This window comes from Bacillus sp. FSL R5-0447, from assembly GCF_038606125.1.
GTDB classification, from domain to species: Bacteria; Bacillota; Bacilli; order Bacillales; family Bacillaceae; genus Bacillus; species Bacillus velezensis.
Genome location: NZ_CP152012.1, coordinates 3,479,608 through 3,501,423, shown reverse-complemented (window position 1 = coordinate 3,501,423; position 21,816 = coordinate 3,479,608). Strand labels below are relative to the sequence as shown.

Sequence of the window (21,816 nt, the reverse complement as noted above, 5' to 3'; positions counted from 1 at the left end):
ATGAATTTTAGTGTGTACGAACAATTTGCTTTCATGCAAAAAGGCCAGATATACAAGCCTTAAAGACTTATAGTATAATTACTGCGAAAAAAGGATACGAATGTCAAAGAGACAATCGTTTACCATAATCAGGGGGAGTTAAAAGAATGAAGAAGATCACTGCCGTCTGGGCGGCGCTCTTGGTCACCGCCTTTGTGATCGCCGGCTGTTCCGGCGCACAGGAAGAAGGAAGCGCGGCCAAACAAAAAGCCGTCTCAACCGAAGCATTCCCGGTAACCATTAAGGATGCCGCGAACGAAAAAGTAACCATAAAGCAGGCACCGGAAAAAATCGTTTCCCTCATGCCGAGCAATACGGAAATTACATACGCGCTCGGACTGGGAGATAAGGTCGCAGGCGTCACGACAAATGATACATATCCGAAAGAAGCGGTAAAAAAACCGAAAGTCGGAGATATGAATGTGAACGCTGAAAAAGTCATCGCGCTGAAGCCGGATCTCGTGCTTGCCCACGCGTCCTCTATGTCCGCTTCCGCCGATGCGATGAAGCAGCTGAAAGATGCGGGCATCACCGTCTTAACGGTCAATGATGCGCAATCGTTCCAAGACGTGTACAAATCAATCAGCATGATCGGAAAAGCGGCCGGCAAAGAAAAGCAGGCGGATAAGCTGATCAAATCGATGAAATCCGACCTTTCCGGCATAGAAAAGAAAGCGGCGGCCATTTCTGAAAAAGACGAAAAGAAAGTATTCGTCGAAGTGTCTCCTGACGGCTACACGACGGGGAAAGGCACGTTTATGAACGAAATGCTTAAAGATATACACGCGAAAAATGCTGCCGGCAGCCAGACCGGCTGGGTGCAATTGACAGATGAAGCGATTGTCAAAATGAATCCGGACGTCATCATTACGACAGACGGCGTAAAGGCCGCTGAAGTGGAAAAACGCGCCGGCTGGGGTGCCGTCAATGCGGTCAAACACCACAATGTCTATTCTGTTGATCCCGACCTTGTCACACGCTCAGGCCCGCGCCTTGCCAAAGGGGTCGAGAAGCTTGCAGAAAGCGTTTATCCTGAAACGTTTAAAAAGTAACCGGCCGCTGGCCTACACGGTCAGCCTGCTGTTTTTAGCCGTTTGTACGGCACTCGGCATTTCAATCGGCAGTCTGCATATTCCTTTATCCGACGTTTTTTGGATCGGGATCGGCCGGACATCCTCGGCTGACCCTATGAATGTAAATATTATGATGAATATCCGCCTGCCGAGAGTCGTTCTGGCTGCTCTTGTCGGAGCCGCGTTATCCATTGCGGGAGCGGCGTTTCAGGGACTTCTGAAAAATCCGCTCGCCGACCCTTATACACTCGGGATATCTTCGGGAGCCTCGGCGGGAGCCGTTATCACCTTGTTTTTCGGCATTCAGATTCCCGTCATCGGCCGGTTCACACTACCGGTTGTCAGCATCGCCGCAGCCATTGCGGTCATGGCGGCGGTTCTGTTTTTCAGCCGCCTCGTTCATGCGTCGATGTCGGTTTCGACGCTCATTTTGACAGGCATCATCATGAATTCTTTTCTCGGGGCTCTCATATCGCTTGTGATCGCTTTAACGGGCAATGATCTGCTCCCGATTGTCCGCTGGCTGTTAGGAAGCGTGTCAATGAGGGGCTGGGGCTATGTCGCGCTGTTTCTGCCTTTTTTTCTGGCCGGGACGGCGCTTCTGCTTATCAATGGCAGAGAATTAAACATTATGACTTATGGAGAAGAAAAGGCAAGGCTGTTAGGCGTCAGTACGGGAAAAAGAAAATGGCTGATGATCGCCGCCGGATCTCTGCTGACGGGAGGAGCGGTTGCCGTCTCGGGGACGATCGGATTTGTCGGCCTTGTCATTCCTCACGTGACACGGCTTTTATGGGGAACGGATCATCGCCATTTACTGCCGCTGTCAGCATTGACGGGCGCCGGTTTTCTCATTTTGGCGGATTTGTTTTCCCGCACCGTCATTGAGCCTGTCGAATTGCCGATCGGCATTATGACGGCTTTGGCGGGAGCGCCTGTGTTTGCCTTGATTCTGCTTCGCCAGCATCATGGAGGGAAACGCTTATGATCAGGGTGAGCAGCCTGTCCGGCGGGTACGGAGGCCGGATGATTGTGGAAGATGTCAGCTTTACCGCCGGAAAAGGTGAATTTGTCGGCATACTCGGTCCGAACGGCTCGGGAAAAACAACGCTGATGAAATTGCTGACGGGAATACTCTCTCCGTCAAAAGGCGAGGTGCTCGTAGCAGGCAGGCCCGTCGGCGGATACAAGCCGCGGGAACTTGCGAAAATCATGGCCGTTTTGCCGCAGCATACGGAGCAAGCTTTTACATTTACCGTTAAGGAAGCAGTGTCCTTCGGCAGATACCCGTATCAAAAAGGACTCTTCAGACAGATGGATCAACATGACGAAGACATTGTCCGGGAAGCGATGGAAATGACGGGCATCGACCGATATGCGCAGCAATCCGTCCGCAATCTGAGCGGCGGAGAGCGGCAGCGCGTCTATCTGGCGCAGGCGCTGGCTCAGCAGCCTGAGGTGCTGTGTCTGGATGAGCCGACGACCTTTCTTGATCTCAAATATCAGAAAGACCTGCTTGATACGGTGAAGCGGCTGACGAGAGAAAGAGGCCTGACGGTCATCAGTATTTTTCACGACCTAAACGCCGCAGGCCAATATTGTGATCAGCTCCTGATGATGAAAGACGGACGCGCTTTTCTGAAGCAGACGCCGGATCAGGCTTTGAAAAAAGAGACGATTGAAGACATTTACGGCATCACCGTCAGCGCTGTTGCCCAGCAATCGTCGCCGAAACCGCTGATCGCTTTCATGCCGGAAGCGCAGGAGGAAAGAGAGCCTGTCAACGTTCCGTTCGCCTCTTTGATAAACAAAAGCGGAAATACCGTAACGCTTCATACAGAACGGCCGTTCAGAATGTTGTCAACCGCATCTGACGGCCCGGGCTTTTCGTGGAGCCGCCGGCTTTCCGGCTCAGCGGCCGCTGGTTTGATCTGCCGTACGTTTGATTCGGTCACAATTGCCGTGACTGCGCAGCATACCGTTTGGGTGCTGACCAGCGGACGTTTATCGGAACAGGGATTTGTACGGCTGTTAACGGCAGCGGCTGAAGCGAGAATGCAGGCTCTTTCCGGCAGACAGGCAAAAGGCGACATTGTCATTTGCGCCTTGCAGACAGGAGAGGAGATGGACGTCCCTCACGCGGAAAGAGCCGTCAGAAGAGGAACTGCGGCATGTGTAAAAGCGGCGGAAGAAGGAGGAATACAACGATGAAGCTGTATACAAAAACCGGCGATAAAGGACAGACAAGCCTAATCGGCGGCAGAACGGATAAAGACAGTCTGCGGGTTGAAAGCTACGGGACGATTGATGAGCTGAACAGCTTTATCGGGCTGGCGCTTGCGGAGCTTGATGATTGTGAGAATTGCAGTGATGTGAAAGCCGAACTCCGAAACATTCAGCATGAGCTGTTTGACTGCGGCGGCGACTTGGCGACGGTCACTGAACATAGAAGCTATGCATTAAGAGAGACATCTATTTCCGCATTGGAAGACTGTATAGACCGTTACACGGCTGAAGCGCCCCCGCTTGAGAAATTTATTCTTCCGGGCGGGCATAAGGCGGCTGCTCAGCTTCACATCGCGCGGACCGTCACGAGACGGGCTGAGCGTCTCATCGTGAAACTCGGCAAAACAGAAGAGATAAATGATACGGTGATGCGTTACTTGAACCGCCTGTCTGATTATTTTTTCGCGGCGGCAAGAGCAATTAACGCAAGACAGGGCGTTCAGGATATAGAATATGAAAGAAGCGCCGCGGTATTCCGTGATGATGAATAACGTTTTGTTCAGCCGGCATCAGCAAGCCGGCTGTTTTTTTATAGAGATATCCATCAATTGAACCTTTATTGACAGGAGGAAAATGTATCTTATGCATTATTGACTGAAAAATTAAAAAATGAGATATTATAAGAAACATTGTAAAATAATGGGGGATTTGATAGATGGATACATATAATAAGAGCGAAAGCATCTGGAATAAAAATTTCACCCTTCTGTTTATCTCAAGGCTGGTTAAATTGTCAGGCGACGGTTTTGCCTTTAATTCCATTCTGTGGTTTTTGATTTTTGACGGGGAAGGCGCGATCGGCACGTCCCTGCTCATTGCGGTCACGTTCCTTCCGGAGGCGATGCTGGCGCCGATTACCGGGCCTTTTATGAAGCAGCATACGCTGAAATTCTGGATGTATTTCTCCGACCTGACGCGCGCGGCGGTCGTGTTGATCATTCCGGTCTGTTACTTTAACGGTTTTTCTCCTTTATGGTTTGTCATGCTTCTCATGATTGTGCATTCAGCCACGGGAGCCGCTTATAATCCTGCATCTATCTCATTAATCCCCAATATTGTCAGAGAAAACAGCCTGCAGAAAGCGAATGCGGTCATCCAGTCATCAGGCCAGATCGTCAGGCTTGCCGCCATTACGCTGAGCGGGGTGTTCTTAACATTTATCAGTCCCGCTTATTCTTTGTTTATCGCTCTTATATTCTATCTTCTATCAGGTTTTCTCGTACTCTTTATGTCATACCAAGTCCAGCATGCCAAACAGGATACAGTCGCCGTCAGACAGCGCGGGACGTATTTCGGAAGGCTCAAACGGGGTTTCGTTCTTGTCAGGAAACACCAGATTTTATACCCGCTCGCCATCTATTGTATCTTCATGAATTTTGCGGCCGCTCCGTGGGAGGCGCTCTCTGCCGTTTATGTCGCCGAAGATTTAAACATGCCGCCGATTATCTACTCGCTTTTGAAAGCGACAGGCACGGGCGGAGCCTTTTTAATGGGTTTTATTTTGGCTAAGGTGAAGGTGAACAAATACGGTCTCCTGTTTGTGTCAGCGGGAATCATAGAAGGAGCGGCATTTTTCATCACCGGCCTCAACACTTTTCTGCCGCTCGTCTTCCTCGCCGCGTTTGCGTTCGGATCTGCCGTCAGCGCGATTAATGTGCCGGAATATACGATTATTCAGACGTCTGTGGACCATGATGACCAGCCGCAAGTCTATGCCGTCATCCATATGATCTCAAACATATCCATTCCGCTCGGCGCGGTTCTTTGCGGGTATGCGGCTAACGCCTTCGGTCCCGGAAAAGTCATTGCCGCCGGCGGTCTCGTTGAAGTCCTGTCCGGTCTCGGAATATTGTTCTTTACGAAGCTGGCCAAAGCCGAACGCTCAGATCTCATCAGGGAAAAAGAAGCGAGCATCAGAATATAGATTTTTCGTAAAACGCCCTGCGCCGTCCGGTGCAGCGGCGTTTTTTTATGCGAAGGTCCGGGGGCTTATACGACTCCGGTCTGATATGAAAATCAATCTCTGACTCGTTTTGCCGGCCGCGGGATTTGTTTATAGTAAAGACAAGGAAAACGAAAGGAGGATCTGCATGAATATAAATGGCAAAACGGCAGGCGGCTTTCTGCTGATTGTGTTCGGACTTTCTGTCTTTTTCGGAGGAGGCCATTTCGCATTTATCATCCCGCTGGCGATCGGAGGCCTGATGCTTTACTGGGGAATCAAACGTTTTTCAAAAGGCCGGGCGGTATCGGGTATCATCGCGGGCGTCATCGGGGCTATGATTCTCGTCGGTTCTCTTCCATTTATCGTTGCGATCGGACTGGCCGGCGCCATGGTGTATTTCGGGTGGAAGATGATGAAACAGGGCGGCTCAGACACCGCTTCCCGCCAGTATGAACCAGAAGCGGCATCACCGGGCTATCAATCCGGATTTGACTCTGAATGGGAAGAATTTCTGAAGAAAAAATAAGGAGGAAGACAAAATGGTCTTAAAAAGAATAAGAAATATGTTCGTCGCATCTGTTAACGAAGGGCTTGATAAATTAGAAAATCCGAAAGTCATGCTGAATCAATATGTGCGTGATATGGAAAGTGACATCGCCAAGGCGAAACAAACGATTGTCAAACAGCATACGATCGTCCATCAGTTTAAGAAAAAACAGGAAGACGCCTCCGAAACGGCGGCAAAACGGAAAAACCAGGCTCAGCTTGCTTTTGACGCCGGGGAAGAGGAGCTGGCGAAAAAGGCCCTCACTGAAATGAAATACCTTGAGGGAAAAGCGGCCGAACATGAAAAAGCGTATGAGCAGGCGAAAACACAGCTGGCAGAGCTGAAAGAGCAGCTGGAAACTTTAGAAACGCGCCTCCGCGACGTAAAGGATAAAAAACAGGCGCTCATCGCCCGCGCGAACGCGGCAAATGCGAAGGAACATATGAACGCTTCTTTCGACAAAATTGACAGCGAAAGCGCCTACAGAGAGTTCCTTCGAATGGAAAGCCGCATTGAAGAAATGGAAGTCCGCGTCAAATACGGCACTTCAGCTGAGGCGAATACAGAATACAGCCGCTCCCAATATTCAGACGAGGTGGAAGCTGAGATTGAAAAAATGCGCTCGCTTTCTCTGGAAAAAACAGAGCGTCAAAAAGCGGCTCATGAATAATGTGCACAAGGGAAGATCGGCGCGTTTACGCCTCTTCCCTATACGCACGTATCAATTATCCGGCTTTTCCTTTATAATAAAATGAATGAAAAAGGATGGAACGTAATGAAGCGTAAGATTGCCAAAGGACTGATGGCGGCGTCCGTTCTGATCTGCTGTCTGTTTTTGGTGAAAGAAGTGTTTGCCGGGCGTTTTTTTCCGCTGTACGAAACAGAAGCGGAATCGGCAAGCATACCGCCGCGTGCCGTCAACAGCCTGTCGGTTTCATCGGAACAGACGGATGTAAAAATCATCGCGGAAGCGCGGAATGATATCGCGGCAAACATGACGGGACCGGCGGGGAAAATGTTTGTCCAAAGCAGGGGAAAGACCCTCAATCTTAAAGCGAAGGAGAAAGGGTTCCAATTTCTGAATCTCTTTCAGCGCCCTCTGCTGATTGTCCGCATTCCGTATGATTATCATCGGGACATCACCGTCCATACATCAAGCGGCAGCATTGCCGTTGACGGAAACAAGGGGCTGTCTCTTGCGCACCTCGGCGTCCGTTCTGTAAGCGGGAACATGTCGCTGAAGCACGTGAAGACGGATGTGTTTGAAGCGAAGGGGCTGTCGGGCAATCTCACAGCAGCAGGCCTTGCGGCAAAAACGGGGGCTGTCCGCTTATCCTCGGGACATGTCGGGCTTCAACATGTGTCGGGCGCCCTTGACGTGCGGGTCGCTTCCGGCAGTGTCGACGCCTCGCTTGAGACGGCGGATGCTCCCGTATCCGTCAGGCTTGCGAGCGGCAGCGCAGCGATCAGCCTGCCGAAAGACGGAAGTTTTACGGTGAACGCCGAGACGGCAAGCGGAAGGATCCGGCCGTCTTATTCCTTTGAGAAAACGAGTAAGGAAGGCGGGGCATTTACCGGCATGAAAGGCAGCGGCGCCAGGCCGATTGATATAAAAGTGACGAGCGGCAATATTGCACTGCAATAGTCAAGGAAAGGAGGGGCAGGCAGCTGATGGCAAAAAAACAGATTCTCGGACTTATCATCGCCTTATTAGGCGTCAGCATGTTTTTGCGTATTATCGGCATCGGCGACTTCTTGTTTTGGCCGCTCTTTTTTCTGATCACAGGTTATATTTTTAATAAATATTCCCGCGGCTGGCTCGGCTCCGTCCTGTATATCTTCGCCGCTTTTTTATTTTTGAGGAACCTGTTCAGCGCCACCTTTAACCTGTTCGGCTATGCCTTCGCCGCTTTTCTCATCTACGCGGGCTACAGGCTCCTGAAAGGAAAGCGCGTGTATGAACATAAAGAGAAGAAAATCAATCTTGAAAAAGAAGAGCAGCCAAAGCCTTCCGCCCAGACGGAAAGCAGACAGCCGGACCTCCGCAGCTTTTTTATCGGCGAGCTCCGGATGATGAAGGACCCGTTTGAGCTGAATGATTTAAATGTTTCCGGATTCATCGGCGATGTGAAAATTGATTTGTCAAAAGCGATGATTCCCGAAGGAGAAAGCACGATGACCATCAGCGGTGTCATCGGCAATGTCGATGTGTACGTCCCGCCGGATATCGAAGTGTCCGTCAGTTCATCGGCTTTTATCGGCGATATGAACCTGCTCGGCTCTAAGAAAAGCGGCATGAGCCCGAATCTGTATAAAGTATCGTCTGAGTACGGCGACTCGCCGCGGCGGATTAAAATTTCAATTTCGTTATTCATCGGCGATGTGGATGTGAAGTATTTATGAGGAAAAAATTACTCGCCAATATTCAGTGGCGCGCCATGTGGATGACCGCGGGACTCAGTCTGCTCCTTTGCGCGGTGTTTATTACGCTGATGCTGCTGTATTACGGGCTTGACCCGATGCTGCTGTTTTCTTCCGGCTGGTTCGGTATTCCGTTTGTGGTCATCCTGCTTTTGGCGTCTCTTTCGGCGGGGTTGATTTCCGGTTATGTATACGGCGGCCGCCTGAAAACAAGAATGGATACACTGATTGAAGCGGTTTTGAAATTTGAAAACGGCAATTTTGCTTATCGGGTGCCGCCGCTCGGCGATGATGAAATCGGTCTGGCGGCAGACCAGCTCAACGAAATGGCCAAGCGGGTCGAGCTCCAGGTCACATCGCTGCAAAAGCTCTCCAACGAACGGGCGGAATGGCAGGATCAAATGAAAAAATCGGTCATCACTGAAGAACGCCAGCGGCTGGCGCGCGATCTGCACGATGCCGTCAGCCAGCAGCTCTTTGCCATTTCTATGATGACATCCGCCGTCTTAGAGCAGGTGAAAGATGCGGATGACAAAATCGTCAAACGGATTCGCATGGTTGAACATATGGCGGGGGAAGCGCAAAACGAGATGAGAGCGCTGCTATTGCATTTGCGGCCCGTCACTTTAGAAGGAAAAGGCTTAAAAGAAGGGCTGATTGAGCTGTTAAAAGAGTTCAAAGCGAAGCAGCCGCTGGATATTGACTGGGACATCAGCGATACGGGTGTGTCAAAAGGCGTTGAAGACCATCTGTTCCGCATCGTGCAGGAGGCGCTTTCCAACGTTTTCAGACATTCAAAGGCGACCAAGGTCACCGTCAGGCTCGGCGCGAAACATCAAAAGCTGCAGCTTAAAGTCATTGATAACGGGGCGGGTTTTACGATGGATCAAGTCAAAGCATCCTCATACGGCCTGCATTCCATCAAGGAAAGAGCGAGTGAAATCGGCGGCATAGCGGAAATTATCTCCGTAAAGGGAAAAGGCACGCAGATCGACGTGAAAGTCCCGATTTACCAGAAAACAAAAGGAGAGAACGACAGTGATTCGAGTGTTACTGATTGATGATCATGAAATGGTCAGGATGGGTCTGGCCGCATTTTTAGAAGCACAGCCGGACATTGAAGTCGCCGGTGAAGCATCAGACGGGCAGCAGGGCGTCGATCTGGCCGCAGAGCTTTTGCCGGATGTGATTTTAATGGACCTTGTCATGGACGGCATGGACGGCATCGAAGCGACAAAACAGATCTGCGCGACACTCAATGACCCGAAAATCATCGTGCTGACGAGCTTCATTGATGACGACAAAGTGTATCCGGTGATCGAAGCGGGAGCGCTCAGCTATTTGCTGAAAACGTCCAAGGCGGCAGAAATAGCCAAAGCCATCAGAGCGGCTGCCAAGGGCGAACCGAAGCTTGAATCGAAGGTGGCGGGAAAAGTGCTGTCAAGGCTGCGCCATTCAGAGAATCAGCTTCCGCATGAAACGCTGACAAAAAGAGAACTGGAAATCCTCTGTCTCGTCGCGGAAGGCAAGACGAATAAAGAGATTGGTGAAGAGCTGTTCATTACGATTAAAACGGTGAAAACCCACATTACGAATATATTGTCAAAGCTTGATGTCAGTGACCGCACGCAGGCAGCCGTATATGCCCACCGCAATCATCTCGTGACATAAGAAAAGGAGAGCGGCGCCAGCACACTCTCCCGAAGACAGGGTCATTGGGACATTCCCTTTGTTCCGAAATCCCTGATGGCGACTTTGACTTTGTATTCAATATCCGATTCACTGAAGTGATGATCCCAGTCAGAGGATATCTTTTTCCATTTATCGGGATAATGAATCCGGACTTGATCGCCTAACCCGGTAATATCCACTTTCAACTCATGCTGCATGTAATCAATGAATGCCATGACATCTGAATGAATGCTGCGTTTTACCGCGTTTTTGATTTCATTTATATAGGACTCCTTGAAAGAATCTTCTTTCGGGTTCCAATCCTCAGACAGACGGCCTTCAACAAACCGGGTAACGATAAACTTGAATTTTCCGTGTTTATATATTGTTTTTACATTATATTTGCTGGAAAATACTTCGAAGGATAAATAATGATTGTCATGCTTTGCAAACGTGACGCCTCCCTTTACCGTGCCTGTGAACAGGTTCATATTCTGGACTTGTAAAGGCGTTAAATTCGCATACCAGAATTTATTTTTAATAATGGTAGCGCCCCAGATTTCCAGTCTGCTGCCCACTTGGCGCACTTGAGGAAGGGCAAAGGTCTCGCCCTTGGCGATTTTCTCTGATATTTCCCCCAATGTCACGGGCTCCATCATCCGGATGGTGACCGCATTATTCTCCGTTAAGTCATAGATCGTATTTGACGCAGGTTCTCCCTGGTCACTGATTTTGAAAATATCTTTCGTTTTATCCGGCACCGTCATCACATTGCAGCTTCTTCTCGTACCGTTGTCCCTGATAAATTGGTTCATCAATGCGTCAAGCGGGATGTGATCCTTTAACAGCGCTTCGGAAAACAGCATGATGCGCAAGTGCTGGGAGAATGCGGGGTGATTTTTTAACGATGCCGTCCTTAAAGCTTGATGGACGGTTTCCCCGGGAGTGGAAGTCACCTTTGTCGTATCGCCTGACGACGACTGCTGGGAACTTGCTTTTTGCGGAACCAGAATCTGCTGTGTCACTTCCACGTTTTCTTCCTCGGGTTTATCGAGCCCGACTCCGATAACGAGGCTCAAGTCTTCTAAATTGCGGCTGTCCCAGCAGCCGGCCAAAAGCAATGTGCAAAGGATGATTACGATGTATGTCTTCATTGCGCTTTTTTCACCTTCCTTTTCACAGCGACGACTCCAAACATCAGTAAAGGCAGCAAAAAGAAAACCAAGAAGATATAGCCGAGAATATCACTGAACAGCATCAGCTTGTTCGCATCCTTTGGCATCAATGACCCCAAGAATGTCGCAATTCCTACGAAGATGACGCCCTTTTTCTGCTTCAGCCCGAAAATTTTATTCAGGCCTGATGTCGCGAAATACCCGTACGAGACATAGGTGGCGAAAAATTGGATGATCCAGACAACAAGCAAAAAGGACTCGAACCTTTCAATAAAAAGCCCTTTGATTTCAAATGATTGAAAGAGCGCGATCGTTGGCCAGATCATTGTTTTGACATCCTGTGTGGTTAAGGCGCCGACGACGAGAACGTACGTAATGATGTATAAAATAATCGGGATGCCAAAGCCCATGGCCGACATGCTGAATGTGTGCTTTTTATTTTTGAGGTACTCGGGGAGAAACAGCATAATCTCAATTCCCAAGAAGGAAACAGAAACGACGGTCAAGGAGGCGATAACGGGAGAAAACCCCTGTCCGAGCACCGGCCGCAGGTTGTCCAGATCAAATATTTTAAAGCTGAAAGAAAACACCACCAGCAAAATAATGATCGTAATCGTTAAATAGAAAGGAAAGAGCCTGCCGAGATCGCTCATGCCGCCGATAATTAAATAAACGGAACAGGCGATAAAGATAAACAGCGTGACCGGCACGGGCGTTCTCTCCAATAAAAAGAACTTGACCATTTCCGCCATCGCCCGGGCTTCAAAGCTGGCGACTCCTATAAAATAGAGACAGATCATAAGATTGACGATATTTCCCGCCCATTTGCCGAGTCCTTCATTCATATAATCAAATAATGATCCGTACTGATGCTTTTTCATAATGAGCGTATTGAGATAAATCAAAAAGATAAAGATGACGCCTTCCAGACATAACGCGATCCAGCCGTCCGGCGAATTTGCCCTTGATGACAGCGCCCGCGGCATGGTGAGGAGTCCCGCGCCGAGCATCGTGTTTGAAATCAATGCTGTCCCTTGATAGCTTGTAAGCTTATTGTGAGTTGTTTTCTGGCTCATTTACGTTTTTCGCCTCTTTTGGTTGATTTTTAATAGGGAGACGGAGAATAGAGTCGTTTGCGTTTTTTAAGCTGAAAAATCCATTCGGCGAGAAATACGGAGAACCGAAGCTTCGCTGTCTCGATAAATGAGTGTAGATCGCCAGCATAAATAAAATCATGCCGTACAGCCCGAAAGCTGCCGCGGTAAACATCGAAATGAAACGGAGCACACGGAACGACAGACCCATCCCGTACTGCGGCACCGTAAATGAAGCGAGCGCGACAATGCTGACCACGATGACCATGATGGAGCTGACAATATTCGCTTCAACGGCCGCCTGGCCGATGACGACTCCGCCCACCAATCCGATCGTCTGGCCGAGCGGGCTGGGAAGCCTCAAGCCCGCTTCTCTCAGCAGCTCTATCGTAATTTCCATTACCATCGCTTCAATGATAGGCGGGAAGGGAACGTTTTCTCTGTTCGCCGCGATGGTGACTGCAAGCGACGTCGGCAGCAGCCCTTGGTGAAACGAAACGAGGGCGATATAAATGGACGAAAAAAACAGCGTAATAAAAATAGACGTAAACCGCAGCACCCGGATGAGCGAGGCGGAAATCCACCGTTCATAATAATCATCGGGAGACTGCATTAAAATTCCTAAAGAAGCCGGAACCACCAGCGCAAACGGCGAGTTGTCGACAAGGATGGCGACGCGGCCGTTAAACAAGGCGGAAGAGACTTTATCAGGCCGTTCCGTATTTTGTATTTGCGGAAAGGGCGAATACTTATTATCCTCAATAAGCTCCTCAAGCGTTCCGGAATCCTGGATGTCGTCCATCTTCACTTCGCTGAGGCGCTTTACAACATCGCTGACGACAGACGGGTCCGCCTTATCATCTATGTACATGACCGTGGCGTATTTTAACTTATTTTCTCCGATCGGAACCTTTTTCGTTTTCAGCTTCGGATGGTTCGTGCGCTGCCTGATCATGGCGACATTTGTATCAGAATCTTCTATGAAGGCGATTTTCGGACCTCTTACGACCTTTTCGGATGTGGGTTCATTCACGCTTCTTTTTTCTCTTTTTCCAGTGGACAAAATGTATACGCTGTCAAGTCCGTTAATAAACACGGCGCATTTTCCCCGCAGAATGGAGATGACGGCTTCCTTCGACGTAAAGACGGGACGGGCGTCGATTTTATCAAGACGTTTCGCCACCGTATCCAGCGTCAGAGTGTCTTCCTCCCGAAGCAGCGTTTCAATCGCTTCTTTTATTTTGTCTTCGTCGTTCATTTCACTCAGATACATATAATAAAAAACAAGCCCGTTCGGAAGCATCTTTTTATTTTGAACCAGGTCATCATTCTGCTCTACGTGGGGAAGCACCAGTGCCAGATTAACGTGTATGTATTCCTTGAATTCCGATTGCGCCATCGACAGTCACCCGCCTTCCAATCCTTAATTGAGGTTATCTTTTCCTGTTAAAAAAATGATATACTATGATAAAGTATTTAATGGTACAAGTTTTTTTATGAAAGCGGAGGAGAGATGTGGCACAAGTCAGACTGGCAGGAAATGCCGAAGAAATTGAACAGCTCATCAAATCATTTGAAGCGCATTACGAAGTGTCTTACACGTCGAAAGAATACCGTAAAACAAATCCGAAGTATAAATACTCTAAGGATTCGCGCGTCTATCTTGAGCTGAAATTAAAAACGGCCAAGGCCGAAAAATAAAAAGGGTTTCATCTGTTACTGGCGAATAATACTCAGGGTGAAGCAACTGTTATGGAGGGATACATAAATGGACTACAGAATTGAAAAAGACACCATGGGAGAAGTTAAAGTTCCGGCAGATAAATTTTGGGGCGCTCAGACACAGCGCAGCAAAGAGAACTTCAAAATCGGTTCAGAAAAAATGCCTCAGCGTGTTGTGAAGGCGTTTGCAATATTGAAAAGAAGCACAGCGATCGCCAACGAACGCCTCGGCAACTTAGAGTCTGAAAAAGCACAGGCGATTGCCGCTGTATGTGACGATGTTTTAAACGGCAAATACGACGATAACTTTCCGCTCGTTGTCTGGCAGACGGGAAGCGGCACGCAAAGCAACATGAACATGAATGAAGTGGTGGCCAACCGCGCGACTGCTTTATTGAAAGAAAAAAATTCCGAGCTGAAGATTCATCCGAATGATGACGTCAACCGCAGCCAAAGCTCAAACGATACATTCCCGACGGCGATGCACGTTGCGGCGGTTCTTGCCGTATATGAGCAGCTCGTTCCGGCGCTTGATCAGCTGCGCGCGACGCTTGATGAAAAAGCGAAAGCTTATCAGGATATTGTGAAAATCGGACGCACGCATTTGCAGGACGCCACTCCGCTGACGCTCGGACAGGAAATCAGCGGCTGGGTATACATGCTTGACCGTTCGAAAGAAATGATTCTTGAGTCAACGGAAAAAATCCGCGCGCTTGCCATCGGAGGCACGGCAGTCGGCACGGGAATCAACGCCCATCCGCAGTTCGGTGAATTCGTCGCGGAAGAAATCACAAAAGTAACGGGGCAGACATTCAAGAGTTCGCCTAACAAATTCCACGCGCTCACAAGCCATGATGAAATCACTCACGTTCACGGCGCGTTAAAAGCATTGGCTGCCGACCTGATGAAGATTGCCAACGATGTCAGATGGCTGGCAAGCGGCCCGCGCTGCGGAATCGGCGAAATCGTCATTCCTGAAAATGAGCCGGGAAGCTCTATCATGCCGGGCAAAGTCAACCCGACGCAAAGTGAGGCGCTGACAATGATCGCCGCGCAAGTGATGGGAAATGACGCGACAATCGGATTTGCGGCCAGCCAAGGAAACTTCGAGCTGAATGTCTTCAAACCGGTTATTATCTATAACTTCCTGCAGACCGTGCAGCTGCTCAGTGACGGAATGAATTCCTTCCATGACAAATGCGCTGTCGGTATTGAGCCGAACCAAGAGACGATTCAGGAAAATCTCTCTAACTCATTAATGCTTGTTACGGCGCTTAACCCGCACATCGGTTATGAAAACGCCGCGAAAATCGCCAAGCTTGCCCACAAAGAAGGCCTGACGCTGAAAGAAGCGGCATTACAGCTGAACCTTCTGACAGAAGAACAATTTAATGAAATGGTGCGTCCGGAAGATATGGTGCACCCGAAAGCATAAAAAGAAAGAACGGCTGCAGTCATTGCGGCCGTTCTTCTAAATAAACTGCTGTTTCAGTAAAAATCTGAGCTGTTCTGCATCTTCAGCCAGCAGGTCGGATTCCTTCAAATTCAAAATCATTCCTTTGATGATTGCCGGTTTCGGCGACTTTTTCTTCATTTCCGCTTCCAGAATATCCAAGCTCTCGGTGAATTCAGATGCTTGCGTCTTGTCCATCGTGCCGATGCGCGTGCGGAGGGTCTGCAAGATCGATTGGCTTAAAGGATCGGGCTGCCCGTTATGAAGGGGCCCGAACAGTGAGCTTGCCTCATCAAGAGAAATAAACGCTTCATCATGTCTGTCCGCCATTCCGTTTACGATGTCATCAATTCTGTGAATCACGGTATTTGCCAAAAGCGAAGGCTGTACGGACCGGCCGGTCAGAATGAGATATTCAAGATACATCTGACTGATTCCTTCTATTAAAAAACAAAGCTCGGCTGTGTATGGTTCAGCTTTTTCTCCGTAAATCGCAAGAAGACTGTCGATATGAAACTGCAGAATCGACCGGCGGATTCTCTTTCCGCACTGCGCCGCTTCTTCGGTATAAGGAAGTGAACCGTCTTTCATCTGCACGGTAATAAAATCCTGATGGGCGAGAATCGATTCGTAAAACACCGCAAGCTGTTTTTGGTAAGCGGCTCTCGGACTGTCGCCCTCCGTTTGGATCGTCGTGATTCGGGTAAACGTTTTATCATAGTAGTAATTCAGCATGGATAGAAGCAGTGCTTCTTTGGAAGGAAAGTAAAGATAAAAAGCGCCTTTTGAGATTTTGCATTCATCGGCGATTTCCTGAACCGATGTAGATTTGTACCCTTTTCGGGCAAACAGTTTAATTGCTGCTTCAATGATCAGCTTTTCTTTTTCCTTCAATGGTTCCACCCTTTCGGAGCCAGGAGGCTGGCTTGTGCTTCTCATGTATGACTATATGGTCATATTGATATTCCGTAAATTTAACCTGATTGTAACTTGTTTTTTTGTTTTGTTTTATTTATATTATAAAGTGAGCTGACCGAATGGTCAAAGTTCTGGCGAAAGGGTGAATCTGAAAATGAAAGAATTAGATGAAATGATCAGCCGCTTGCGAAACAGAGGAATTAAAGTCGAAAAGGTGAAATATCCGAAAAAGACAATTTGTGAAAAGAAATGGGTTCATCAATGCCAAAAACCGCTGAAAGCAAACTACAGAGATTTTAACGGCTATTCCTTCACATAAAAAAGACTGCAATGAAACACTACAGTCTACTTTGGTATGATAATTCGGTAGATTACACCCGATTGGTCATTTTCAATTGAAATTGATGCTTTATGCAGGGTTAAAATCCGTTTTACGATGCTGAGTCCTATGCCGAACTCGCCTTTCTTCCCTTTATTAAAAGGCTCGTACAAGCTGGATAGCATCTCATCCTCAATCGGAGGCCCGTCATTTTTAACCGTCATGACAATCTGCTGCTGATTTTGGCTGATCCGAATGTGAATCGCCGTTTCTGCATAGCGGATTTGATTTTCGAGAATGTTTTCAAGAAGTTTGCTCCATTGTTCCGGATCACCGGGCATCATTAATGCATCTTCTGTTTCAACGGTCCACGATAATTCCTTCCGGGCCCATTTGAGCCGTTCAATGACTTCTTCCGTGACCTTCACAATGTCAAATGTCTCATGGTGCACCCGCTGCTTCATTAAATAATCAAGCTTCGTTAAATATAATAAATCCTTAATTTTCTTCTCAAGTTTTTCTGCTTCGCCTTCAATGACATCAATTGTGGTTTCCAGATCCCCCTTAGGAAAAATCCCGTCCTTTATTGATTGAGTATAGCCCCTTATCACCATGACAGGCGTTTTTAAATCATGAGAGATATTTTGCAGGAGCGTTCTTTCCGTTTCATCCTTTTGCACCAGCTTGCTCCGCATGTCTTCAATGGTATGGCCTAATTTTCCGATTTCGTCTTTTCTGTCGACGATGACCGGATCATCCCAATCCTGTTTTGAAATCCGTTTGACATGCTTTTCTAAGGAAACGAGCGGGCGCGAGAGATATTTGGCAAGCCAAATCGCCGGAATCCAGCTTAACAAAATCACGCCGGCAATGATAAAGAGCAGCTGCTTGAACAGGGTGAATGCCAGATCATCACGATAAGAATCAAGGGCGTAAGACAGCATCATCGCATCCTGGCCGTTAATGGTGAGGCCTTTTTTAATGACGAAAAATACTTTTTCACCGCTGATATCCGCGCTGTATCGTTTCGTGACGCTGTGCTGGCGGCCCGCGAGCTTGTACACCTTATGGATAAAGGAAGAAGAAAAGTAGTTCAAGTCTTTGTCACTGGCCGATTCCTCCCGTTGCGGCAGAAGAACGTGCTGAACGGATCGGAAAGTCGTCGGCGCGGTCGCATCCTCGCTGTAATATCCCCGCTCGATCGATCCGGGCAGCCGGTACTCCGTCAGTACATGCTGTTCATTTTCAATGGTCGTATACGTTTCATCCGTGAAAAAATTACGCAGCGTATTTGAGAACAGCACGAGAAGCAGAATCGAAATGGCTAAGAGGATGCCTGAGATGACCACCCATATTTGAAAAGCAAGCGGCTTATTTTTCATGACGTCATCATCCTGTAGCCGAATCCGTAAATGGTTTCAACCTTTAACCCGGGCATTTTTTTTCTCAGCCTCCGCACAAGATCATCGACCACCCGGTCAGTGCCGAAATAATCATGGCCCCATATTTTCAGCAGGATATCTTCCCTGGAAAAGGGGTGTCCTTTATGATGAAGAAATAAAAGCAGGAGATCAAATTCCTTAGACGTCAAATTGACCAGGCTGCCGGTTTCATCATAAACCTCTCGGGCATCTTCGATCACATTGTAGGAAGAAACGGTGATGCCGGTTTTTTTTGCGGCGGGCTGTTCTTTATACACGAGCTCCAGCAGCTTCTGGACCCGTATAATAAGTTCTCTCGGTAAAAAGGGCTTGGCGATATAATCATTGCTTCCGAGCTCCAACCCGAGGACTCTGTCAATATCGGCATCCCGCGCGGAAATGAAAATAACCGGCACATCGGGATCTTTTTCTTTTATTTCTTTTATCAATGTATAGCCGTCCGTATCCGGCAGCATGATGTCAAGAATCCACAAGTGGGGAGACGGCTGCATCTGCTTTCTGGCATCTTCGCCTTTTGTGAAAGATGTAATGTTCCAGCCTTCATTCTCTAAATATTTTGTGAGCAGTTCATTCAGGTTATCCTCATCTTCAACTAGATAAATGGTGTATGACAAGGCATTTCACATCCTTTCAACGTCATTATACTAGTTTTAACACACTCAAGCCGCATTTTCATAATTTCACATATTCTTTTCATTTTTATCCCACAATGTTTGTTTATGATGTGTATAAGGGAAGAAAGGAAGAAAAAAAGCGGGGAAGATAACATGTTCAAACACATTTTGTTTTGGAGCTTTGCTTTTCTCCTTATTATTGGGACAATAGAACTTGTACATGCGATGAATATGTAATCTATAGAATGAAAACATGCTGAAGGAGTGTGCGTGAATATGAACGATCATCGAGATGACGGCAGAAGCCGCGATCAGTCAGATCTTTCACATACGGAACAAAACAGAAATGAACAGCAGCAGATCAGCCATCAGGAGCCCGAGCTGCTCGAAGGGCCCATCTCGAAAGAAGCGGAAAACGAGACGGCGGCCGGTATGGAATTTGAAAAAACGGCTGCCGTGAAAAAAGAAAAAAAACGGAGAGCCGCTTGGCTGAGCCCGATTTTAGGCGGCATTATCGGCGGAGGCCTCGTGCTTGGCATTGTGCCGAACCTGCCGGGTGAGCAGCATAAGACAGAAGCCGTTTCTGATACGAAACAAGTTCAGTCTTCGAATTTTACGTCAACGCCTTTGAAAAATACCTCAAGCGTAGCTGATATGGTAGAAGATTTGGAGCCTGCGATTGTGGGAGTGTCCAACTACCAAGCTTCGCAAAGCAGCCAGTTCGGACTTGACGGCGGTTCAAGCTCTGAAACAGAAAGCGGCACGGGGTCAGGCGTCATCTTCAAAAAAGACGGCGATAAAGCGTACATCATTACAAACAACCATGTCGTAGAAGGTGCGAACAAACTGTCGGTCAATCTTTACAATGGGAAAACCGAAACGGCAAAGCTTGTCGGAAAGGATGCCATCAGTGACTTGGCTGTATTGGAAATCAGCTCGTCCAATGTCAAAAAAGCGGCCAGCTTCGGGGATTCCTCCAAGCTCCGCATTGCCGATAAAGTGATTGCCATCGGCAACCCGCTCGGCCAGCAGTTTTCCGGCACCGTCACACAAGGTGTCATCAGCGGGCTGAACAGAACGGTAGACGCCGATACATCCCAAGGCCCAGTGGAAATGAACGTGATTCAGACGGATGCGGCGATTAACCCCGGAAACAGCGGCGGCCCGTTAATCAACTCGAGCGGCCAGGTTATCGGGATCAACAGCATGAAAGTCAGTGAAAACGGCGTGGAGTCACTCGGCTTTGCCATTCCGAGCAATGATGTAGAACCGATAGTCGACCAGCTGCTTGCAAAAGGAAAAGTCGAGCGCCCATTTTTAGGTGTGCAGATGATTGACATGGCGCAAGTGCCGGAAACTTATCAGGAAAACACGCTCGGACTGTTCGGCGACCAGCTGTCTAAGGGTGTTTACGTAAAAGAAGTGCAGTCCGGCTCACCGGCTGCGAAAGCGGGCATCAAATCAAATGACGTCATTGTACAATTGAACGGCAAAGATGTCGGCAGCAGCGCCGATATCAGACAGATCTTATATAATCAGCTGAAAATCGGCGATAAAACGACTGTTCAAGTTCTCAGAAGCGGAAGCAAAAAGACGCTGAACGTCACATTAACAAAACAAACCGAAAGCGCAAGCTGAACGCATAAAAAAAGCTGAACCTGCAACTGAGGTTCAGCTTTTTTCGTTATTCTCCCAAGTAGGCTGACAGCATCCACACATGCTTGTCCGCTTCTTCAACTAATCCGACAAACAGGTCGGCAGTTGACGGGTCATTTTGTTCCTCGGCGATGCCGATGACAAATTTTGATTCGCGGCTGATTTGTTTATAGTCTTGAACCAGTGATTCCACCATTTCAGAAGCCGTTTTTTCCTGACCTTCATCCGTAATGGAAGCTTGTTCAAGGTAAGTGTGTAAAGTCGCCGCAGGCTGTCCTCCGATGGCCAGAAGACGCTCTGCGATAGCATCCGCCGTTTCCGCCGCTTCGTTATACAGCTCTTCAAATTTTTCATGAAGCGTAAAGAAATGAGGGCCTTTTACATACCAATGGAAGCGGTGCAGTTTAGAGTAAAGGATAAACCAGTTTGATAATTGTGTGTTCATTGATTTCTCAACAAGAGTTTCAGTTTTTTTCGCGTTTTGTGTATTCATATTCATCGTCCTCCCTGTGATCTGATAATTTAATTATATCACGTATTAAATAAAAATCAATACTAAATTATAATAATTATAATTTGGGTTTAAGTGAACAGCTTTTTCTTTATAATCGATTCCCAGGCGGACCACGGAAAGAGTGAACGGAAAGCCAATGTCAGCTTAACGCCCCTGCCGATCGGATACCGCAGTTTCTTCAGCCGTTTCCTTTGTGCCAATTGATAAATCAGCTCCGCTACGTCATCAGGATCGCCGCTTTTGGATGCGTTGGCTTTGAAGTAAGCTTCGATTTGCTGATAATAGCGGTAATAAGGCGAATCTTTGCCGGGTGCCGTAAGATGATTGGAGAGAGACGTTTCCCATATAGATGTTTTGTAGGAGCCCGGTTCTATTAAAGCGGCATCAATTCCTAAAGGCAGCAGTTCGAGGCGCAGGCTCTCTGTAAACCCTTCAACCGCGAATTTGGAAGAGACATACGGAGATAGAGCCGGGAAACCGGTCAGTCCGCTGATACTGCTGATATTGAAGATTTTCCCGCCATGTTTTCGCATATAAGGCAGCACGGTTTTTGTGACGTGAATCAGACCGAATACATTTGTTTCATACTGCTGTCTGTAATGTTCCATCAGCACATCGTCAATAAACCCCCCGTACGCAGTGCCGGCGTTATTGACGAGCAGGTCAATCGGTCCGAAACCGCTGATGGTGTTCCCGAAGTCAGACACCGACTGTTCATTTGTCACATCTAAAGAAACGACCGTAACATGTTCGGATGCACCCGCTTGAGCGGCGGCCTCTTTCAGTATTTCAGCTTTCTCCGGCTGTCTGGCTGTTGCGATGACGTGATAAGACCGGGCGAGCTTCAGCGCTGTCAGCAGCCCGAATCCGCTCGTCGCGCCGGTTACAATGGCAAATTTTCTGTTCATCTTATAATCCTCCCCGTTT

At 48.2% G+C, this 21,816-nt stretch carries 23 protein-coding genes; 15 read left to right on the top strand and 8 right to left on the bottom strand.

Annotated features, from left to right (window positions below):
- Nucleotides 1-146 precede the first annotated feature (146 nt).
- The 11 genes from NYE68_RS17735 to NYE68_RS17685 all read left to right on the top strand — a co-directional run bounded on the left by NYE68_RS17735 (nucleotide 147) and on the right by NYE68_RS17685 (nucleotide 9,982).
- Nucleotides 147-1,091 (top strand): ABC transporter substrate-binding protein, encoded by a 945-nt coding sequence (locus NYE68_RS17735; RefSeq protein ID WP_324636401.1) that lies wholly within the window; start codon nucleotides 147-149, stop codon nucleotides 1,089-1,091.
- Entirely contained in the window at nucleotides 1,054-2,100 is a 1,047-nt protein-coding gene (locus tag NYE68_RS17730) for an iron ABC transporter permease (RefSeq protein ID WP_031378363.1), read from the top strand. Before NYE68_RS17735 ends, NYE68_RS17730 begins: the two co-directional genes overlap by 38 nt.
- On the top strand, nucleotides 2,097-3,323 hold the full coding sequence (locus tag NYE68_RS17725; RefSeq protein WP_324636402.1) for an ATP-binding cassette domain-containing protein: 1,227 nt from the start codon (nucleotides 2,097-2,099) through the stop codon (nucleotides 3,321-3,323). The genes NYE68_RS17730 and NYE68_RS17725 overlap by 4 nt, the downstream gene beginning before the upstream one ends.
- Entirely contained in the window at nucleotides 3,320-3,889 is a 570-nt protein-coding gene (locus NYE68_RS17720) for a cob(I)yrinic acid a,c-diamide adenosyltransferase (protein ID WP_324636403.1), read from the top strand. The genes NYE68_RS17725 and NYE68_RS17720 overlap by 4 nt, the downstream gene beginning before the upstream one ends.
- Nucleotides 3,890-4,053: 164 nt before the next feature.
- Nucleotides 4,054-5,322: an MFS transporter gene (locus tag NYE68_RS17715; RefSeq protein WP_007410055.1), complete on the top strand. Its 1,269-nt coding sequence runs from the start codon at nucleotides 4,054-4,056 to the stop codon at nucleotides 5,320-5,322.
- Nucleotides 5,323-5,488: 166 nt separating this feature from the next.
- Complete coding sequence (locus NYE68_RS17710; RefSeq protein WP_007410056.1) at nucleotides 5,489-5,869, top strand: protein liaI; 381 nt, start codon at nucleotides 5,489-5,491, stop codon at nucleotides 5,867-5,869.
- A gap of 13 nt (nucleotides 5,870-5,882) precedes the next feature.
- Complete coding sequence (locus NYE68_RS17705) at nucleotides 5,883-6,560, top strand: PspA/IM30 family protein (protein WP_007410057.1); 678 nt, start codon at nucleotides 5,883-5,885, stop codon at nucleotides 6,558-6,560.
- A 105-nt stretch (nucleotides 6,561-6,665) separates the two neighbouring features.
- The gene (locus NYE68_RS17700; protein ID WP_113766701.1) at nucleotides 6,666-7,535 is read left to right on the top strand and encodes a DUF4097 domain-containing protein; all 870 of its coding nucleotides are present in this window, start codon (nucleotides 6,666-6,668) and stop codon (nucleotides 7,533-7,535) included.
- Nucleotides 7,536-7,561: 26 nt separating this feature from the next.
- Nucleotides 7,562-8,293, top strand: coding sequence for a cell wall-active antibiotics response protein LiaF (gene liaF, locus NYE68_RS17695; RefSeq protein ID WP_003151794.1), 732 nt, complete (start codon nucleotides 7,562-7,564; stop codon nucleotides 8,291-8,293).
- On the top strand, nucleotides 8,290-9,372 hold the full coding sequence (gene liaS, locus NYE68_RS17690) for a two-component system sensor histidine kinase LiaS (RefSeq protein WP_324636406.1): 1,083 nt from the start codon (nucleotides 8,290-8,292) through the stop codon (nucleotides 9,370-9,372). Before liaF ends, liaS begins: the two co-directional genes overlap by 4 nt.
- Complete coding sequence (locus tag NYE68_RS17685; RefSeq protein ID WP_342493983.1) at nucleotides 9,350-9,982, top strand: response regulator transcription factor; 633 nt, start codon at nucleotides 9,350-9,352, stop codon at nucleotides 9,980-9,982. The genes liaS and NYE68_RS17685 overlap by 23 nt, the downstream gene beginning before the upstream one ends.
- Before the next feature lie 41 nt (nucleotides 9,983-10,023).
- Here the strand turns inward: NYE68_RS17685 and NYE68_RS17680 are convergent, their stop codons facing one another.
- From NYE68_RS17680 to NYE68_RS17670, 3 genes are read right to left on the bottom strand one after another with little or no spacing between them, the layout of a single operon-like run.
- Nucleotides 10,024-11,136, bottom strand: coding sequence for a Ger(x)C family spore germination protein (locus NYE68_RS17680; protein ID WP_064115971.1), 1,113 nt, complete (start codon nucleotides 11,134-11,136; stop codon nucleotides 10,024-10,026).
- Nucleotides 11,133-12,233, bottom strand: a complete 1,101-nt coding sequence (locus NYE68_RS17675) for a spore germination protein (RefSeq protein ID WP_015418183.1) — start codon at nucleotides 12,231-12,233, stop codon at nucleotides 11,133-11,135. Before NYE68_RS17675 ends, NYE68_RS17680 begins: the two co-directional genes overlap by 4 nt.
- Nucleotides 12,208-13,650: a spore germination protein gene (locus NYE68_RS17670; RefSeq protein ID WP_254003394.1), complete on the bottom strand. Its 1,443-nt coding sequence runs from the start codon at nucleotides 13,648-13,650 to the stop codon at nucleotides 12,208-12,210. The genes NYE68_RS17675 and NYE68_RS17670 overlap by 26 nt, the downstream gene beginning before the upstream one ends.
- Before the next feature lie 116 nt (nucleotides 13,651-13,766).
- Here NYE68_RS17670 and NYE68_RS17665 point away from each other — a divergent pair, with 116 nt between their 5' ends.
- Both NYE68_RS17665 and fumC read left to right on the top strand, forming a co-directional pair.
- A complete protein-coding gene (locus NYE68_RS17665; RefSeq protein WP_254003393.1) occupies nucleotides 13,767-13,952 on the top strand; it encodes a YvzF family protein in 186 nt (61 codons plus the stop codon).
- A 67-nt stretch (nucleotides 13,953-14,019) separates the two neighbouring features.
- Entirely contained in the window at nucleotides 14,020-15,408 is a 1,389-nt protein-coding gene (gene fumC / locus NYE68_RS17660) for a class II fumarate hydratase (protein WP_007410064.1), read from the top strand.
- A gap of 36 nt (nucleotides 15,409-15,444) precedes the next feature.
- Here fumC and NYE68_RS17655 read toward each other — a convergent pair whose 3' ends face one another.
- Nucleotides 15,445-16,320 carry a TetR/AcrR family transcriptional regulator gene (locus NYE68_RS17655; protein ID WP_007410065.1) on the bottom strand — a complete coding sequence of 292 codons (876 nt, stop codon included), beginning with the start codon at nucleotides 16,318-16,320 and terminating at the stop codon, nucleotides 15,445-15,447.
- Between the two features lie 178 nt (nucleotides 16,321-16,498).
- Here NYE68_RS17655 and spxO point away from each other — a divergent pair, with 178 nt between their 5' ends.
- On the top strand, nucleotides 16,499-16,663 hold the full coding sequence (spxO, locus tag NYE68_RS17650) for an anti-adapter protein SpxO (protein ID WP_003151811.1): 165 nt from the start codon (nucleotides 16,499-16,501) through the stop codon (nucleotides 16,661-16,663).
- Between the two features lie 26 nt (nucleotides 16,664-16,689).
- Here the strand turns inward: spxO and NYE68_RS17645 are convergent, their stop codons facing one another.
- A complete protein-coding gene (locus NYE68_RS17645; protein ID WP_061860856.1) occupies nucleotides 16,690-18,045 on the bottom strand; it encodes a HAMP domain-containing sensor histidine kinase in 1,356 nt (451 codons plus the stop codon).
- Nucleotides 18,042-18,719, bottom strand: coding sequence for a response regulator transcription factor (locus NYE68_RS17640; protein ID WP_007410069.1), 678 nt, complete (start codon nucleotides 18,717-18,719; stop codon nucleotides 18,042-18,044). Before NYE68_RS17640 ends, NYE68_RS17645 begins: the two co-directional genes overlap by 4 nt.
- Nucleotides 18,720-18,995: 276 nt before the next feature.
- Between NYE68_RS17640 and NYE68_RS17635 the strand changes: the two genes are divergently transcribed.
- Complete coding sequence (locus tag NYE68_RS17635; RefSeq protein WP_324636408.1) at nucleotides 18,996-20,357, top strand: trypsin-like peptidase domain-containing protein; 1,362 nt, start codon at nucleotides 18,996-18,998, stop codon at nucleotides 20,355-20,357.
- Between the two features lie 46 nt (nucleotides 20,358-20,403).
- Here the strand turns inward: NYE68_RS17635 and NYE68_RS17630 are convergent, their stop codons facing one another.
- Entirely contained in the window at nucleotides 20,404-20,868 is a 465-nt protein-coding gene (locus tag NYE68_RS17630; protein ID WP_007410071.1) for a Dps family protein, read from the bottom strand.
- A gap of 89 nt (nucleotides 20,869-20,957) precedes the next feature.
- Complete coding sequence (locus NYE68_RS17625; protein WP_039253925.1) at nucleotides 20,958-21,797, bottom strand: oxidoreductase; 840 nt, start codon at nucleotides 21,795-21,797, stop codon at nucleotides 20,958-20,960.
- Nucleotides 21,798-21,816 lie beyond the last annotated feature (19 nt).